At 71.1% G+C, this 15989-nt stretch carries 8 protein-coding genes; 2 read left to right on the top strand and 6 right to left on the bottom strand.

Going from position 1 to position 15989, the window contains the following annotated elements; translation table 11 throughout:
* Positions 1-165: 165 nt before the first annotated feature.
* A complete protein-coding gene (locus tag KGD87_RS29360; RefSeq protein ID WP_284668706.1) occupies positions 166-4710 on the bottom strand; it encodes a DNA topoisomerase 3 in 4545 nt (1514 codons plus the stop codon).
* A 498-nt stretch (positions 4711-5208) separates the two neighbouring features.
* Here KGD87_RS29360 and KGD87_RS29355 point away from each other — a divergent pair, with 498 nt between their 5' ends.
* Positions 5209-5505, top strand: a complete 297-nt coding sequence (locus KGD87_RS29355; protein WP_284664262.1) for a hypothetical protein — start codon at positions 5209-5211, stop codon at positions 5503-5505.
* Between the two features lie 291 nt (positions 5506-5796).
* On the opposite strand, the gene KGD87_RS29350 is transcribed toward KGD87_RS29355, so the two are convergent.
* The 3 genes from KGD87_RS29350 to KGD87_RS29340 all read right to left on the bottom strand — a co-directional run bounded on the left by KGD87_RS29350 (position 5797) and on the right by KGD87_RS29340 (position 9717).
* Positions 5797-6972: an SDR family oxidoreductase gene (locus tag KGD87_RS29350; RefSeq protein ID WP_284664261.1), complete on the bottom strand. Its 1176-nt coding sequence runs from the start codon at positions 6970-6972 to the stop codon at positions 5797-5799.
* Positions 6973-7018: 46 nt separating this feature from the next.
* The gene (locus KGD87_RS29345; protein ID WP_284664260.1) at positions 7019-8317 is read right to left on the bottom strand and encodes an NTP/NDP exchange transporter; all 1299 of its coding nucleotides are present in this window, start codon (positions 8315-8317) and stop codon (positions 7019-7021) included.
* A gap of 95 nt (positions 8318-8412) precedes the next feature.
* The gene (locus KGD87_RS29340; protein WP_284664259.1) at positions 8413-9717 is read right to left on the bottom strand and encodes a pyridoxal phosphate-dependent aminotransferase; all 1305 of its coding nucleotides are present in this window, start codon (positions 9715-9717) and stop codon (positions 8413-8415) included.
* A gap of 276 nt (positions 9718-9993) precedes the next feature.
* Between KGD87_RS29340 and KGD87_RS29335 the strand changes: the two genes are divergently transcribed.
* Positions 9994-10707 carry an AMIN-like domain-containing (lipo)protein gene (locus KGD87_RS29335; RefSeq protein WP_502888048.1) on the top strand — a complete coding sequence of 238 codons (714 nt, stop codon included), beginning with the start codon at positions 9994-9996 and terminating at the stop codon, positions 10705-10707.
* Positions 10708-10718: 11 nt separating this feature from the next.
* On the opposite strand, the gene KGD87_RS29330 is transcribed toward KGD87_RS29335, so the two are convergent.
* Positions 10719-12683 (bottom strand): 4-alpha-glucanotransferase, encoded by a 1965-nt coding sequence (locus KGD87_RS29330; RefSeq protein ID WP_284664257.1) that lies wholly within the window; start codon positions 12681-12683, stop codon positions 10719-10721.
* An 84-nt stretch (positions 12684-12767) separates the two neighbouring features.
* Positions 12768-15953, bottom strand: coding sequence for an efflux RND transporter permease subunit (locus KGD87_RS29325; RefSeq protein ID WP_284664256.1), 3186 nt, complete (start codon positions 15951-15953; stop codon positions 12768-12770).
* Positions 15954-15989: the final 36 nt, after the last annotated feature.

The raw sequence follows: 15989 nt of genomic DNA, 5'->3' as shown, positions 1-15989 counted from the left end.
GAAGAAGATTCGTTGCCTGGACGCACGCTCCCCGTTCCTGCGGGCGTGTGGACGCGGCCCCTTGCGCCCCGCCCCGCGGACTTGCCCTGGCATCCGCGTGGCGCGAGGGGGGAAGCGCCCTTCCCTTCGTGGGAAGGACGCCGCCTCGTGCGCGGGCTTCCGGGCTCAGCTCCTGCGCGCCACCAGGGAAAGAATCTGCGCGCCGTAGCGCTCCGTGAGGGAGGGCCCCACCCCGTGGATGGCCATCAACTCCGAGCCATTCTCCGGACAGGCCGACGCAATGGCCTCCAGCACCCGGTCGGTGAGGATGCGGAAGGCGGGCACGCGCCGCTTGCGAGCCTCCGCGAGCCGCCAGGCTTTCAAGGCCTCCACCATCTTCGCGGAGGGCTCGGCCGTGCGCCGCGTCGCGGCACCGCCATGGGCGCGGACCGTGCGCTTCTTGCCCGAGGACCGCTTCGCGGTGCCCGCCTCCGCGCCCTGGCGCCGCTTGCGCTTCGCGGCCTTCTCCAAGGGCATGGGCAGGAGCACCTGCTGGGGGTCCACCGCGCGCGTGCGCCGGCCCGCGTCCGTCAGGGCCAGGCGCTGGAACGAGATGACCTGCCCGTCCTTGTCGAACGAGTCCACCGCCAGGCGCGTCAACCCAGCGCGCACCAGTCCGCCCACCAGTCGCTCGAATTCACGCCGTGGCAGGGCCTCTCCGAACAGCTCACGGTGGAGCCGCCCGGTGGCCTGTCCGTCCCGCTCCTGGAGCGACTCCAGGATGCGCTCCAGCCCGTGCCGCTCCGCGGAGGTCGGCTCGGCGAAGCGCTGCGTGGCGCAGTCCTCCGGCGCGCAGACGTCGCACAGGCCACACGGCTCGCCCGAATCCTGGGTGTCACCGAAGTGCCCCACGAGCTGCTTCATGCGGCAGCCATGGGCCTCCGCGTAGCGCCCCATCTGCTCCAGGTGCAGCAGCTTGCGCTCACGCTGCGCGGAGTACGCCGCGGACCAGTTCGGCCGCCCGCGCATCACCGTCTCGTCGGGCGTCATGACGACGCCGCCGTGAATCCAGAGCTGCTCCAGCGCCTTGTCGAAGACCTCGGGGTCGCCTCGCACGCGGCCCTGGAGCACGGCCTTGGGCTCGAGCTGCGGCGCCGTGGACTGGAACAGCCGCTCCAGCACGTACGCCTCCGGGTAGTCGCGCCGGTGGAAGAACTCGTGCGTGCGCCGGTCGATGTACGAGTGCAGCAGCACCGCGCGCGACGGCTTTCCGTCACGGCCCGCGCGGCCCAGCTCCTGATAGTAGCCCTCCAGGCTGGCGGGGAGCGCCGCGTGGATGACGGTGCGCACGTCCGCCTTGTCGATGCCCATGCCGAACGCCGTGGTGGCCACGATGACCTCCAGCGAACCCCGGAGGAACTCCGCCTGCACCCTGTCTCTCTCCGAGGGCTGGAGGCCCGCGTGGTACGCGGCGGCGGCGAACTCGCCCGCGAGCAGGTCAGCGAACTGCTCGGCGTGCTTGCGCGTGGCCGCGTAGACAATCGCGGGCCGGTTCTCCTCGTCCTGGAGCAGGGCCTGGATGGCGTCGCCGCGCGCGCTGGGATTCAGCTCCCGCACCTCGATGGCGATGTTGGTGCGGCGGAAGCCGTGAATGAAGGTGCGCGCCTTGCCTCCGGGGCCGTGCAGGCCGAGCTGCTGGACGATGTCGCGCTGCACGTCCGGCGTGGCGGTGGCGGTGAGGGCCACCACGGGCGCGGGACGCAGCAGCGGCAGGCGGGCGCCCAGGAGCCGGTAGTCCGGGCGGAAGTCGTGGCCCCACTGGGAGATGCAGTGGGCCTCGTCCACCGCGATGAGCGCGGGCGTGCGGCGCGCCAGGAACTCCACGAAGCCCGGGACGCCGAGCCGCTCGGGTGCGATGAACAGGAAGTCGAGCCGGTCCTCCAGGTAGTCCGCGCACACCTGCCGCGACATGGCCCTGTCTCTCCCGGAGTGGATGCGGTCCGCCGCGAAGCCGAGCGACTGGAGCCGCGCCACCTGGTCCTCCATCAGCGCGATGAGCGGACTCACCACCAGCGTGGTGCCCGCGCGCGCCAGGCCGGGCAACTGGTAGCAGAGGGACTTGCCCGCGCCCGTGGGCATCACGAGCAGCAGGTCCTCTCCCGCGGTGGCCGCGCGGCACACCGCCTCCTGGTACGGCCGGAAGTCCGAGAAGCCGAACGCCTCCTTCAGCAGCGGACGCAGCGCCTCGGGCGCCGTCGGCGCGCGCCGCATGCGCTCCGGCCGCTGCCCGGTGGACGCGGCAGACGCCGTGGTCCTCGCACGGTTCACTGGAGCACGGGCGGCGCCAGCGTCCCCCCAGGCCCCAGCGTTCGAGCCCGCGCCGTCCGCTCGCGGAAGGCGTGAGGCCGGTCCGCCGCCCGGTGACATGGCGGAGGACGGTGGCTCGTCATGAGGCTCCGAGCGACCCACGGAGCCCGAGGTCCTGCTCCGCCGCGTCCCGAAGAGCGGCTCCGGAGCCTCCGCGAACGCCCCCTGCCGGCCACCTCCCGACACAGCATCCGCATGGCGCTTGGCGGAGGGCTCCCCGAACCCAGCACGTCCGCCCGGGCCACGTGCTCCCACGCCAGACGAACCTCCCGCGCCCCCTCCCTCGCTCGCCACCTGCGCCGCGCCGCCCTGCCCCCAGCCCGCGCCAGGTGGCGCCCCCATGACCTCGTTGCGTTGCGGCGCGGTGGCGCCATGGCCCACCACCTCGATGACATACGCCTCGATGCCGCGAATGAACGCATCGAGCTGGCCCTCACCGCGCTCGATGCGCTGGAGCCATGCTTCCCACTGGCCCGTCATGGCCGGCGTCTTCACATCCGGGTGCACCACCTGGATGAGATGGATGCCCTTCTCCGTGGCCTCCATCACCTTGCCCCGGCGGCGCAGGTACTCGCGGTCCAGCAGCACCTCGATGATGGCCGCGCGGGTGGCGGGAGTCCCCAGGCCCGTCTCGCGCATCGCGTCCGCGAGCTCCTTCTCATCCAGCGCCCGCCCCGCCGACTCCATGGCCGTCAGCAGCGTCGCATCCGTGAAGCGCGGGGGCGGACGCGTGCGCTTCTTCACCGCCTCCACGTCCTCCACGGACTGCGGCTGCGCGCGCGCCAGGCCCGGCGGCAGCGTCTGGGGCTCGTCGTCCGGCTCCCGCTCCGCGTCCTCGCCCTTGCGCCCCTCCGGCTTCAGCCGCGGCGCCTTCTGCCCGCCGCCAATGTCCAGCACCTTCCAGCCCACCCGCTCCACCTGGGTGCCCGTGCTCTGGAAGCGGTCCACCACCGGCGGCGCCCCTGGCGACGTCACCGCGGTGATGACCGTGGTGACACGCCAGACATGGTCCTCGTGCCACGCCTGGAGCAGCCGCCGGCACACCAGGTCATAGACGCGCTGCTCGTCCGGAGACAGCCGCACCCCGCCTGGCGACGTGGGCGTGGGGATGATGGCGTGGTGGTCCGTCACCTTCGCGTCATCCACGTAGCGCTTGCCCAGCGCCCGGGCCCCCGTGCCGACGGCCAGGTCCTCCTCATAGGGCGCGCGGATGGCGTTCACCACCTCCGGCAGCGTGTCGGCCACGGTGCGCGACAGGTGCCGGCTGGCGGTGCGCGGATAGCTCAACAGCTTGTGCTTCTCGTAGAGCGCCTGCGCCACCTCCAGCGTGCGCTGCGCGCTGAAGCCATGGAGCCGGTTGGCGTGCCGCTGCAGCTCCGTCAAATCGTAGAGGAGCGGAGGCGCCATCTTCTTCTCCTCCGACTCCAGCGATTCGATGACGGCCCGGCCGGAGCGCACGCGGTCGATGACGGCCTGCGCCTCCACCCCGTTCGCCTCCAGCCGCCGCGCCTCGCGCACGCCCTCGAAGCCCGGGGGCGCCACGGGCTTGCCATCCGGCCCCGAGCGGAACCACGTGCCCTGGTACAGCGCGTCCGGCGCAACGCCCTTCGCCCTGGGCGCGAAGGTGGCCACGACCTCCAGGTAGTCACGCGGCACGAAGTCGCGGATGGCCAGCTCCCGCTCCACCACCATGGCCAGCGTGGGCGTCTGCACCCGGCCCACGCTCAGCATCTCTCCATGCCCCCCGTGCGCCAGCGTGTACAGGCGCGACAGGTTCATCCCCACCAGCCAGTCCGCCCGGCTGCGCCCCATGGCCGCGGCGGCCAGCGCTTCGTATTCACGGCCGTCCGCGAGCCGGCGGAAGCCGTCCTGGATGGCCCGCTCCGTCAGCGACGACACCCACAGCCGCTGGACCGGCTTGCGGCACTTCGCCGCGTCGTAGATGTACCGGAAGATGAGCTCGCCCTCGCGCCCCGCGTCCGTGGCGCACACCACCGAGGACACCTCCGGCGCGTTGAGCACCTGCTTCACCACCTCGAACTGGCTGCGCGTCTCCTTGGAGACGACCAGCGGCCAGTCCGCCGGGAGCATGGGCAGCAGCGCGCGGCTCCACTTCTTCCAGTCCGCGCGAATCTCATGGGGCTGCGCCAGCCCCACCAGGTGCCCAATCGCCCACGTCACCACGTAGCCATTGCCGCGCAGCCAGCCCTCTCCGCGCTCGTTCGCCCCCAGCACCCGCGCGATGTCGCGCGCCACGGAGGGCTTCTCCGCCAGCACGGCCACCAGGGAGGAGCGACCGGGGGACGCCCTCACACCACCGCCGTCCCTACCTCCGCGCCTGTCCTCCCGGGGCGTCTCGCCCATCTCTTCCCACCTCATGTGCCCTGTCCCCTCCCGCCCACCACACCACCCACCAGGGAGGGAGCCTGGAGCCGCAGCGTGAGCCACTCCCCTATCGCGTCAGGCTGACATCTCCGAATCCTGCCTCGCCCTACCCGTGGCGCCTGCTCGCCCCACGTCCCACCCGCCACCTTCCAGGTCTCTGAGAAGACGCGGAAAATGCGCCCCTCCGACACCCTGTAAAACACGCCAGACACGCTGGCGCGCTCACGCAAGCAATTGGCGCGGAGGCGGAAAACTCCGTCCTGGGTCTGAGCCAGTATGCCCTTGTCGCCAGTCACTTCGGCGGACCGAACGGGGGGAAGAAGCATGTCGCACGTCGCGTATGGACCGGGCCGGGGGGCATCTGGGGGAAACACGAGGCTCGGTGCAGTGTCGCACGGCGACAAGGGGAGCAGGGCCACGGCTCAACGGCCGGGGCGCTTTTCCCGGGGGGAGTGGCTCGAGGCAACTGGGGGGGCTTTGGAGGGCATCGTCATTCCGGAGCTGGCCACCTTCGCGGGGGCGAAGCGGGCACAGCTGGCGGTCCTGGCGAATTCAGCCGTGACGGCAGCCATCCAAATCCAGTCGAGGGACGTAACGCGGGTGGCGTCCATGCGCCCGCAGACGTTCGGACGCGCCCAGACGCAGGCACGGCTGCGGGCCCTCTCAAGGCCCGCGGTGCCCTGGGACGCGGCAGGACAGGTGAAGGGGGGGCCTCGGCTCCCCCGGGTGACGGTGCTGGGGGGCACCGGGCACGCACACCTGAAGGGGCCGTAAGCGGTGTAGGGGGAAGGCTTCACACGCAGCTTCGCTGGAGGGGTCCAAGGCCCTCCGGACACACACCAAGGGCGGGTAGGAAGACGGCGCCGCGGGGGCGGCAAAGTCTGTGGATGGGGGACCCGGGGTCACGCTCGCCAGAGGGGGAGGGCGAACCCGATAGATGGGTCGAAATCCGGGGGATGCTCCGAGTCCATCGGGGCATCCCTCGTTGCTTTGCGGGGTACGGGCGGTGCCAGGGGACGCTTCACCCGCCCCTCCGGCCGCCCATCCCCGCGCTCGGAGGCCCGCTCAGCCCGCGGTGGCGGTGCCGCGCTCCTGGTGCCACGCGGCCAGCACTTCCTTCTCGCGCTCGGCGGACAGGCCGGAGCGCGGCTTCGCCTGACGCTCGGGCGGCAGCGCCTTGAACCAGGCCAGCGTGTCGCGAATCGTCTCCGTGGCCGGGCGGAACGTGAGGCCCGCCGCCAGCGCCTTGGCGATGCTCACCTTGCCGATGCCGCCCTCTTCACCGTTGCGCGGCATCCAGGCGGGCATGTCCGACCACGCCTCCACCTTGTGCTTTTTCAGGAAGTCGGTGTCCACCCACGTGAAGCGCGCGTCGCTGCCCAGGGCCGTCTTGTTGGCCTCCAGGAAGTCCCGCATCAGCAGGTCCTGGCTGGGGCCGGTGGCGTTGAAGATGCCGGTGAGGCGGCGCTCCACGGAGCGGATGATGAACGCCGCCAAGTCCTGGGCGTCAATGAACTGAAGGGGGTCCTGCCCGTCGCCGGGCGCCAGCACCTCACCGCCGCGGGCCACGCGCAGGGGCCAGTAGGTGAAGCGGTCGGACGGGTCATCCGGCCCGACGATGAGGCCCGGCCGCACGTTGAGGACGCGCCCCGGCAGGGTGGCCTCGGCGGCCTGCTCGCACAGCGCCTTCAGCGCGCCGTAGTGCTTGTCCACCTCCTCGGTCGCCGGGTCCTCCAGCGTGGCGACGGCGGCCGTCTCGTCGAGCCCCTGCCGCGACAGGTCCTTGTAGACGGAGATGGAGGACACGAAGGTGTAGTGCTGGACGTGAGGGGCCAGCAGCTCCGCGGAGGCGCGCACGACGCGCGGCACATAGCCGGAGGTGTCCACCACCGCGTCCCACTTGCGGCCCTCCAGCGCCTTCAGGCCTTCGCCCTTGTTCGGGTCGCGGTCACCCGCGAGCTTCTCCACGTCCGGGAAGAGGTTCGGATTCGTCTTCCCCCGGTTGAAGAGCGTGACGGTGTGGCCGCGCGAGCGCGCGAACTCCACCAGCGCCGGCCCCAGGAACGCGGTGCCGCCCAGGATGAGGATGCGCAGCGGCGCGGCGGGCGCGGAGGACTGCTCCCCCTGCCCCTGGGTGGAAGACGCGGCGGTGCCGGACGTGCCCGTGGTGGCGCACCCCATGGCCCAGAGCGAGCCGGCCGCGGCCGCTCCCTGAATCACACTCCTGCGAGACAGCGTCATGCGGGATTCCTCCTGCGTGTGTGGACTGACTGCGTGTGGATGGTCGCTACCGGACCGCGGCCTCTTCGGGCACCGGCGCCTCGGGCACCGCGGACGGCACCGGCTCCGCCTGCCGCCGCTGATGACGCGCGAGGTACAGCGACACGCCCAGCCACAGCCCAGCCAGGGGCACCGCCGCCAGCGACAGGCCCGTCGTGCCCAGGCCCAGCTTCGTGAGGCCGCCCTGGAGCCAGGCGCTCACCGTGTCACTGCCGCGGTACACCACCGTGTCGATGAAGCTCTTCGACTTGTAGCGCGCCTCGCGGTCCACGGTGGTGAAGAGGACCTCGCGTGAGGGCCGCTCCAGCGCGTAGTGGCTGGCGCCGCGCACCGCCTTGAACAGGATGAGCACGGTCAGCACCGGCATGGCGGCCAGCCCCAGGAAGCCCAGGCCCGTCACCACCGGCGCCACGGCGAGCCCCGCCCCCAGCCCCAGCCAGGAGATGACGCGCCCGGTGACGAGCGTCTGCAACCCCAGCGTCGCCAGCTGCACGTAGAAGTCGATGTCACCGAAGAGGGCGGTGCGGCTGGCCGCGTCGTTGCCCATGGCGGCGACGAGCCGCACCTCCTGGAAGTAGAGGAACGTGGAGGTCGCCGCGTAGAGCAGCACCTGGAGCCCCAGCGCCAGCAGGAACGGCGACGTCACGATGAGCCGCAGCCCCGCGAGCACGCCGCCGCCCACCGGGCCCTGCGCCGCGGCGGGCTGATGCTGGACGTCCTGGGCCCAGCCGCTCAGCCGGCGCACGCACTGCGCGCTCACCTCCAGCAGCACCACCGAGATGAGGATGAGATTCACGGGGCCCACCGGCTCGGCGAGCCGCCCCACCAGGAAGGGCCCCACCAGCATGCCCGTGGTGCCCCCCGCGGCGATGAAGCCGAAGAGCCGCTTGCTCTGTCCGCTGGCGAAGACGTCCGCCATGAAGCTCCAGAAGATGGAGACGACGAACAGGTTGTAGACGCTCAACCAGACATAGAAGACGCGCGCCACCGTCTCCCGCGCCACCCCGAGCTTCAGCACCACGAAGAAGCCCAGCAGGCTGAGCAGGAAGAAGCGGTAGACGCGAGGAATCACCACCCGCCGGGGCCAGCGTGACACCAGCGCGGAAAAGACAGGCACCGCCGCGAGCATCACCAGGAAGGTGGCGGTGAAGAGCCAGTCCAAGCCCTTCACGCTGCCCGCCGTGCCCATCTCGTTGCGGATGGGCCGGAGGATGGCATAGCCACACATCAGCGTGAAGAAATACAGGAATGACCAGCGGACGGCGCCGACCTCCTCGTCCCGAACATCCACGAATCGCCTGAGCATGGAGGAATTCACGTGAGCGGCCCAACGAGGCCCCGGGCAACGTATTCCCAGGACCTCCATGATGGAACGAGCGCGGCGGGAAGATGTTGCAAGGATTACGCGCCGGCGGAGAGGACCTCGCGGAGCGCCGCCTCCACCCGGGGCAGCGCCTCCTCGATTTCCTTCACCGACGTGGCCCCCACCGACAGGCGGAACCACCCCGTGTCCGCGCCCAGGCCGAAGGCCTGGAAGGGCACCACGCCCAGGTTTGCCTTCTCCAGCAGGAGCTTGCGGATGTCATCGTTGGAGCGCAGCCCCCCCTTGCCCACCAGGTCGAAGCGCACCGACAGGTAGATGGCGCCCTGCGGCGCGATGTGCTGGACCGGCAGCCCCGCCTCGCGCATGCGCGTGAGCCCCTGGTGCAAGGCCTCCAGCCGCGCCTCCACGGACTTGCGCATCCCCTCCAGGAAGGTCTCCGTCGCCGCCGTGTCATCCAGGTAGCGCGCCACCGCGACCTGCTCCGCCTTGGGAGCCCAGGCGCCCACGTGGCCGAGCACGTCCCGCATGCGAGCGATAATCGTTGGCGGCCCCACGCCCCAGCCCACGCGCACGCCCGTGGCGGCGAAGGCCTTGGAGATGCCATCCACGAACACCGTGTACGGCGCCACCTCCGGCACCAGCGACACCGGCGTGACGTGCCTGGCCGCGCCGAAGCTCAGCACCCAGTAAATCTGGTCGTACATGAGGATGAGCGGCTTGCGGCCCTGCTTCTCGCGCTCGCGGTTCTCCGCGACGACGCGCTCGCAGATGGCGCCCAGCGTGTCCGGCTCAATCATGGTGCCGGTGGGGTTGAGCGGGCTGCACAGGCACAAGAGGCGCGCGGCGCCCAGGTGCGGCGCCAGCTGCTCCACGGTGGGCATGAAGCCACGCGCGGCGTCCGTCACCACCACCGCGCTCTTCGCGTCCATCATGTGCGCGTAGTGGTTGTTGTTCCACGAGGGCACCGGGTAGACGACCGTCTCCCCCGCGTCCAGCACGCTGCGGTACGTGCTGTAGATGATGGGCCGCGCGCCTCCCGCGATGACGATGCCCTCCAGCGGGTACTTCAGGCCCAGGGAGCGCTCGTAGAAGCGCTGCACGGCCTGGCGGAGCTCCAGCACGCCATCCGACGGCGGGTAGTTCGTCTCACCCGCCTGGAGCGCGGCGGTGATGTGCGCCCGCAGCGCGTCGGGGATGGGGAACTCGCGCGGGTTGAAGTCGCCCACGGTGAGGTTGCACACCTTCTGGCCCTTGGCGACCCGCTCGCGAATCTCCGCCGCGATGCGGAGGATTTCGCTGCCGACGATGCCACGCGCCATCGTTCCCACGGTGGCGTCGTCCCTGGAGGGACGGGGAAGAGAGGTCAGGTCAAGGGGGGCCATGCGAGGGTGCTCTCCGGTTCGTGCGCGTTCGGGGGCCGCGCGGACAACTTGCGGCGCGGACGATAGTCGCGGCCCCACCGTCCTGTGTCATGCATTCGTGGTGACGGAGGCCCTCCGGGGCAACCGGCCCTCCGTGGAAATTTCCAGCGCTTCCGGGGCCGTCCCCGGGTGTTCGCTTTGCCCGCTTTCCCGTCGTGACACTGGCCCCCGGACCGCCGCCCGTGCGAGACGATGGGCCGCAGTCCCGAACTCGCAGGCCCTGGCAGGAGGGGAATGATGACGCGGTCCGGACGGAGGATGACGTCGCTGTGGTTGGCCGGGTGTCTGGCGGGCGCCGGGTGCGCCAAGAAGGAGGAACCCGCCGCGGCCCCTACCGGCGCGCAGCCTCAGCCCGAAGTCCAGGCGCCGCCCACCTCGCCGCCCCCGGGCACCCTCCCGCGCGAGGGCGAGGCCGCCGCCAGGCCGCCTGTGCACACGGCCTCAATGGGTGACAGTGAGACCGCGCCGCCTTCGGACGCGCCCACGGGAGACGCGCCGCCCGAGGACCTGAAGAACCGCGAGTGGACCACCACCCCGGTGTCACTGAAGCGGCGCCCGGCCCAGTCGGTGACGCTGCGCTCGGTGCGCGCCGGCACGCATGCGGAGTTCGACCGCGTGGTGTTCGAGTTCGACGGGCCGCAGGTCCCCGGCTACCAGCTCCAGTACGTGGACAAGCCCATCATCCAGTGTGGCTCCGGCGACGAGACGCCCCTGGCCGGCGAGGGCTTTCTCCAAGTCACGCTTTCACCCGCGCGCGGCCATGACGACCAGGGCCGCGCCACCGTGACCGCGCTGGAGCTGAAGCCCAAGCTGCCCACCCTGCTGGAGCTGGTGCGCACGTGTGACTTCGAGGCCGAGGTGACGTGGGTGCTGGGCAACAAGGCGCCCAACGACTTCCGCGTCATGGAGCTGAGCGAGCCCACCCGCCTCGTGGTGGACGTCAAGCACTGAGGGCCCAGGCGTCACCCGGCCCGCAGCTCGCGGGCCAGCGCGTCCAGTCCCTCCAGCAAGCGCTGGTGCCGCGCGCGGGCCAAAGCCCCCTGGGCCCGCAGCGCCATGGCGAGCGCGGCGGGCAGGTTCACCGCGGCGTCTGCCTTCAGCCGCTCGCGGTACTCCCGCGCCCAGTCCTGGGGCACGCGCAGGGACCAGTTGCGCTCGTCCACGGTGCCGGGCGCGTTGTACGTCTCCGGCATCCCGAGCAGGTCGGTGAAGAACATCATCACGTTGCGCGCGCGGCTGGCGAACAGGTCCGCCACCTTCGCCTGCGCCAGCCGTCCCGGGCTCGTGGACAGCTCGCGCGCGAAGGCCTCGCGCTCCGAGGGCTCCGGGCACAAGCGCGCGGCCAGGTACTCCGCCTGCGCGCGCAGCGTGCCCTTCCATTGCCAGTCCGCCACCAGGCGCCACAGGGACTTCGTGTCGTGGTTGCCCACCATCACCCAGTCCTCCGGGCCCACGTTCTCACTGCGGTACACGTCCGCCGGGTCGTGCAGGTCCGCCTTCTGCGTCACGCGGAAGCGGCCCAGGCCGTACTGCGCCAGCACGCGCTCCAGCGGGTACGGCAGCGTGCTGAGCACCTCCGCGAGCAGGTCCCCCAGCTGCCGCCCGTTGCGGCGCGACGCCTCCACCACCGTGTCGAAGAGGACGCTGTAGCGGCGCACCTGTTCGGGTGAGAGGTCCTTCACCCAGCGGTCCGCGTAGCGCGACACGGCGCGGTCCACCTGCGCCGGGTGCACGAGCGCGAAGCGGGCCAGCGCCGGGTGGTCCGGCAGGTCCGGTGACGAGAAGAGCCGCGCGCCATGTTGCACGGACCACAGCGCGTCCGGCAGGTCCGCGCGGTACACCCACGGGCACACCAGCCCGTGCGGGTGGTCCAGCCGCAGCCCGTCGTACTCGCCGAGCATCTTGTCCATGCGCGCGTTCATGAAGCGCAGCACGGGCCCGTTGCGGCTCCCGGCGTTCGCGCCGGCGTCGTCCGGCTCGAAGTACTGCTCCGGGTCCATCACCGGATAGTTCCACGGCTGGCCGTCCGGGTTCGTCCGGCTGGGCGGCGCGCCCATGAGGTAGGTGCGCAGGAAGAGGCCCTGCCAGGCCCACGCGTCGCGCGGCGACAGGCCAATCTGGAGGTCGCCGTACAGCTTCAGCCGCCACGCGGCCACGCGCTCGCGCAGGCCGTGGTGCTGCGCGTGGACCAGGAACTGACAGAAGGCGTAGCGCTCCAGCGTGTCCGCGTAGCGCAGCTCCAACTGCGTCAGGCGCGCGACGGCCGCCGCTTCCTCCTCCGGGCAGGGGTTCCACAGCCGCCCGTCCAGCGAGTCCGCCCAGCGCCGCCAGTCCGGCTCGCGCTTCTCCTCGCACAGCACGTCGAAGAGGGCGTCCCGCACCAGCCAGGCCCGGTGCTGCTGACGGAAGGTGTCGAAGCGCGCGGCCAGCGCCCGGATGGGCGGAGCGGCGTCCGGCGCCGCGCGCTTCTGCTGGAAGGTGCGCCACGCCTCGTTCAGCAGCGTGGTCTGCGCGCGGAAGGCGTGACGGAAGCGCTCGCCGGGGGGCAGCGCCTGGGGACGGCTGGCGGCGAGCTCCGCCACGCGGCCCGGTGGCAGCAGCGCGCCCCAGGGCTCGGCGGCCTCCAGCGGCGCGAGCGCCACGTTGAGGAGGTTTCGCGAGAAGAGCGTGCCGTCATACGGCGAGGCGTTGAACTCCGTCACCTGCCCCTGAGGCCCCAGCTGGATGCCGTTGAAGCCCAGCTCCCGGGAGAACGCGAGGAAGCGCGCCGCCCCTTCCGAGTACGGCGAGCCCCAGCCCGTGTCCTCCGCGGGAAGGCTGGGGAAGCTCGGGTCGTGGATGCTGAGCACCCAGTTGCGGACGTCGAGCGCGGCCAGGGCTTCGGTGACGAGTCGGTGGTGATTTTCAGGCAGCAAGGCGCGAGACATGGCGGAAGGGGCTGACCCTACGGCCCCTGGCGCGCTGCGCCAACCGTCCTGTCGTCCCGAGTTCGCCCGTTCGTCGCCGAGCCCTCAGTCGTGTCGGGCCTGAGGGGCGGGTCGAGGCGCTCCTCGGCCGCCGCCTGGGACGTGGGGCCGCTGTTCGGGAGGCTTCATCCGGAAGAGCTTGCGCAGCACGCGGGTGGCCCACGTCCGGCCGTCCACCAGGATTTCGTACACCGTGGGAATCACCAGCAGCGTCAGCAGCGTGGACGTCAACGTGCCGCCAATCACCGCGCGGCCCAGCGGCGCGCGGAAGTCGCCGCCCTCGCCCGCGCCGATGGCCACCGGCACCATGCCCGCCACCAGCGCGAAGGTCGTCATGATGATGGGGCGCAGCCGGATGCGGCCCGCCTCGATGAGCGCCTCGCGCAGGGGCATGCCCTTCTCGTGTGACCACTTGGCGAAGTCGATGAGGAGGATGGCGTTCTTCGCCACGATTCCCATCAGCAGCATGATGCCGATGAGGCTCATGAGGTTGAGCGTGTCGCCCGTGAGCAGCAGCGCCAGCACCACGCCGATGAGCGACAGCGGCAGTGAGAGGAGGATGGCCAGCGGGTCCAGGAAGGAGCCGAACTGGATGACCAGGATGAGGTACATCAGCATCAGCGCCATGCCGAGCGCGATGAACACGCGCATGAACACCTCGGCCTGGTCCGCGGACTCGCCGCCCGTCGTCAGCGTGTAGCCCGGCGGCAGCTTCACGCCGTCCAGCCGCTTCTGGATGTCCGCGCCCACCTCCGACAACGAGCGCCCCTGCACGTTCGCCTGCACGTTGATGACGCGCTCACGATTCAGGTGCGTCACCTGCGCCGGGCCCAGCGTCTGGCGGATGTCCGCCACCTGCCCCAGCGGCACCAACCGGGGCGGTCCGCCCGCCGCCGCGCCCACGGAGATGGGCAGCTGCGACAAGTCGTTGGGGTTGTCACGCGCCGTTGGCGCCAGCCGCACCATGACGTCTCGCGTCTCGCCAATGGGGTCCACCCAGTCACCCACGTCCAGGCCCGCGAAGGCCGGCCGCAGCACCTGGGCCACCTGCCCCACCGTCACGCCGAGCTGTCCGGCGAGCCCGCGGTTCAGCTCCACCTCCAGTTCCGGCTTCTGTCCGCGCGTGGACAGGCCCACGTCCACCGCGCCGGACACCTGCTCCACTTCCTTCTGGACCTGCTGCGCCAGCTGCGTGAGCACCCGCTGGTCCGGGCCGCGCAGTTCGTACTGGAGCTGCTTGAAGGCCCCGCCGAAGCCCGAGGTGAAGACGGAGACGGTGGCGCCGCCGATGCGCTTCATCTCCTCGCGGAACTGGACGCCCAAGGCGTCCTGGCTCACGTCGCGCTCCGCCTTGGGCGTCAGCCGCACGTACACCAGGGCCTGGTCCACGCCGGGCGCGCTGAGCGCCACGGGCACGCCGATGGTGGCGTAGGTGTAGTCCACTTCCGGATGGGCGCGCAGCGCGCGCGCCACCTCGTCCACCTTGCGCCGCGTGTACTCCAGGCTGGAGCCCGGGGGCGTCTCCACCAGCAGCTCCACCTCCGCGCGGTCGCTCACCGGCACGAAGCCCGCGCCGCCCACGGTGCCCTGGAGCACCAGCGCCCCCACCAGCGAGCCCACCGCCACCAACACCATCACCAGCCGGTGGTCCAGCGCCCAGGCGATGACGTGTTTGTAGCGCTCCGCCTGCCGGTCGAACCAGGCGTTGAAGCGGCTCAGCGTCCGGGTGATGAGGCCCGGGTTCTTCTTCGGCGGCTCCGGCCAGTACGCGCTCAGCATCGGGTCCAGCGAGAAGGACACGAACAGCGACACCAGGACCGCGCAGGCGATGGTGAGGGCGAAGGGCTTGAACCACTGGCCGGCCACGCCGTACATGAAGGCCACCGGCACGAAGACGGCGACGATGGAGAAGGTGGTCGCCGACACCGCGAGGCCAATCTCCGAGGTGCCCTCGCGCGACGCCGTGTAGTGGTCCTTCCCCATCTCCACGTGGCGGACGATGTTCTCTCGCACGACGATGGCGTCGTCGATGAGGATGCCGATGGCCAGCGTCAGGCCCAAGAGCGACATGGTGTTGAGCGTGAAGCCGAAGGCCCACACGCTGATGAAGGACGCCAGCACGCTCACCGGCAGCGCCAGGCCGGTGATGACGGTGGAGCGCCACGAGTTGAGGAAGACGAAGACGACCAGCACCGTGAGCAGCGCGCCTTCCACCAGCGCGGACTGCACGTTGTCCACGGCGTTCTCCACGCGGACGCCGGCGTCGCGCACGATTTCGAGCTTCACGCCCGCGGGGAGCCGCGACTGGAGCGCATGCACCCGCTCACGCACGGCGTCCGCGACCTCGGTGGTGCTGTAGCCCCGGGTCTTGAGCACTTCGATGCCCACCGCCTGGGCGCCGTTGAAGAGCGCCAGCGTGCGCGGCTCCTCGGCGCCGACGAAGACGTCCGCCACCTGCTCCAGGCGGATGGCCTGCCCGTTGCGCGAGGCCACCACCATGCTCCGGAAGTCCTCCACCTTCTCCAGCCGGCCCTTGAGGCGGATGGACTCCTCGCTCAGCGGCGCGTTGATGCGGCCCACTGGCGCCGCCAGATTCTGCGCCTGGAGCGCCGCCACCACCTCGGCCACCGACAGGCCCGCGGCCTGGAGCGCCTCCGGCTTGAGCTGCACCGTCATCTCCCGCGCCACGTCACCCACGACTTCCGCCTGGGCGACGCCGGGCACCGAGCGCAGCTCGCCCACCACCGTCGGGTCCGCCACCAGCGACAGCGCCGCGACGTCCAGCCCTTCCGACGTGAGCGTCAGGGAGACGATGGGCTGGTCCGCCGGGTCGAAGCGCGTGAGGATGGGCTCCTCCATCTCCTGCGGCAGGTCCGCGCGCTTGCTGGAGATGGCGTCCCGGATGTCCTGCGTCGCCTCCTGGATGTCCTTCTCGAAGTCGAAGAACACCGTGAAGGACGCCAGGCCGTCGGTGGCGATGGACGTCGTCTCCTTCGGGTCCACGCCGCTGATGGCGAAGATGGCGTCCTCGATGGGCTCGAGGATTTCCCGCTCCACCGTCTCCGGTGAGGCGCCTGGATAGACGATGGTGACGCTCACCACCGGGGGCTGGACGTCGGGGAACTCGTCGGTCTCCAGCAGTCCCAGCGACACGAGCCCGAAGACCACCAGCGCCAGCATCGAGGTGATGGTGATGATGGGACGCTTGATGGCGAAGTCGGAAATGAACACGGACGTGACTCCAGGCTTGGAGCAAGGGTGGGATGG

It is taken from the genome of Myxococcus sp. SDU36, assembly GCF_030168875.1.
GTDB classification, from domain to species: Bacteria; Myxococcota; Myxococcia; order Myxococcales; family Myxococcaceae; genus Myxococcus; species Myxococcus vastator.
Note: the sequence above shows the minus strand (reverse complement) of the source record. Positions and strands in the feature narration are given on the sequence as shown.

What these genes read in the sequence shown, in the direction of transcription:
- KGD87_RS29350 (WP_284664261.1), bottom strand. Translation starts at nt 6,972, where the DNA reads ATGACGCTGTCTCGCAGGAGTGTGATTCAGGGAGCGGCCGCGGCCGGC.
- KGD87_RS29335 (WP_502888048.1), top strand. Translation starts at nt 9,994, where the DNA reads ATGACGCGGTCCGGACGGAGGATGACGTCGCTGTGGTTGGCCGGGTGT.
- KGD87_RS29345 (WP_284664260.1), bottom strand. Translation starts at nt 8,317, where the DNA reads ATGCTCAGGCGATTCGTGGATGTTCGGGACGAGGAGGTCGGCGCCGTC.
- KGD87_RS29340 (WP_284664259.1), bottom strand. Translation starts at nt 9,717, where the DNA reads ATGGCCCCCCTTGACCTGACCTCTCTTCCCCGTCCCTCCAGGGACGAC.
- KGD87_RS29330 (WP_284664257.1), bottom strand. Translation starts at nt 12,683, where the DNA reads ATGTCTCGCGCCTTGCTGCCTGAAAATCACCACCGACTCGTCACCGAA.
- KGD87_RS29360 (WP_284668706.1), bottom strand. Translation starts at nt 4,710, where the DNA reads ATGGGCGAGACGCCCCGGGAGGACAGGCGCGGAGGTAGGGACGGCGGT.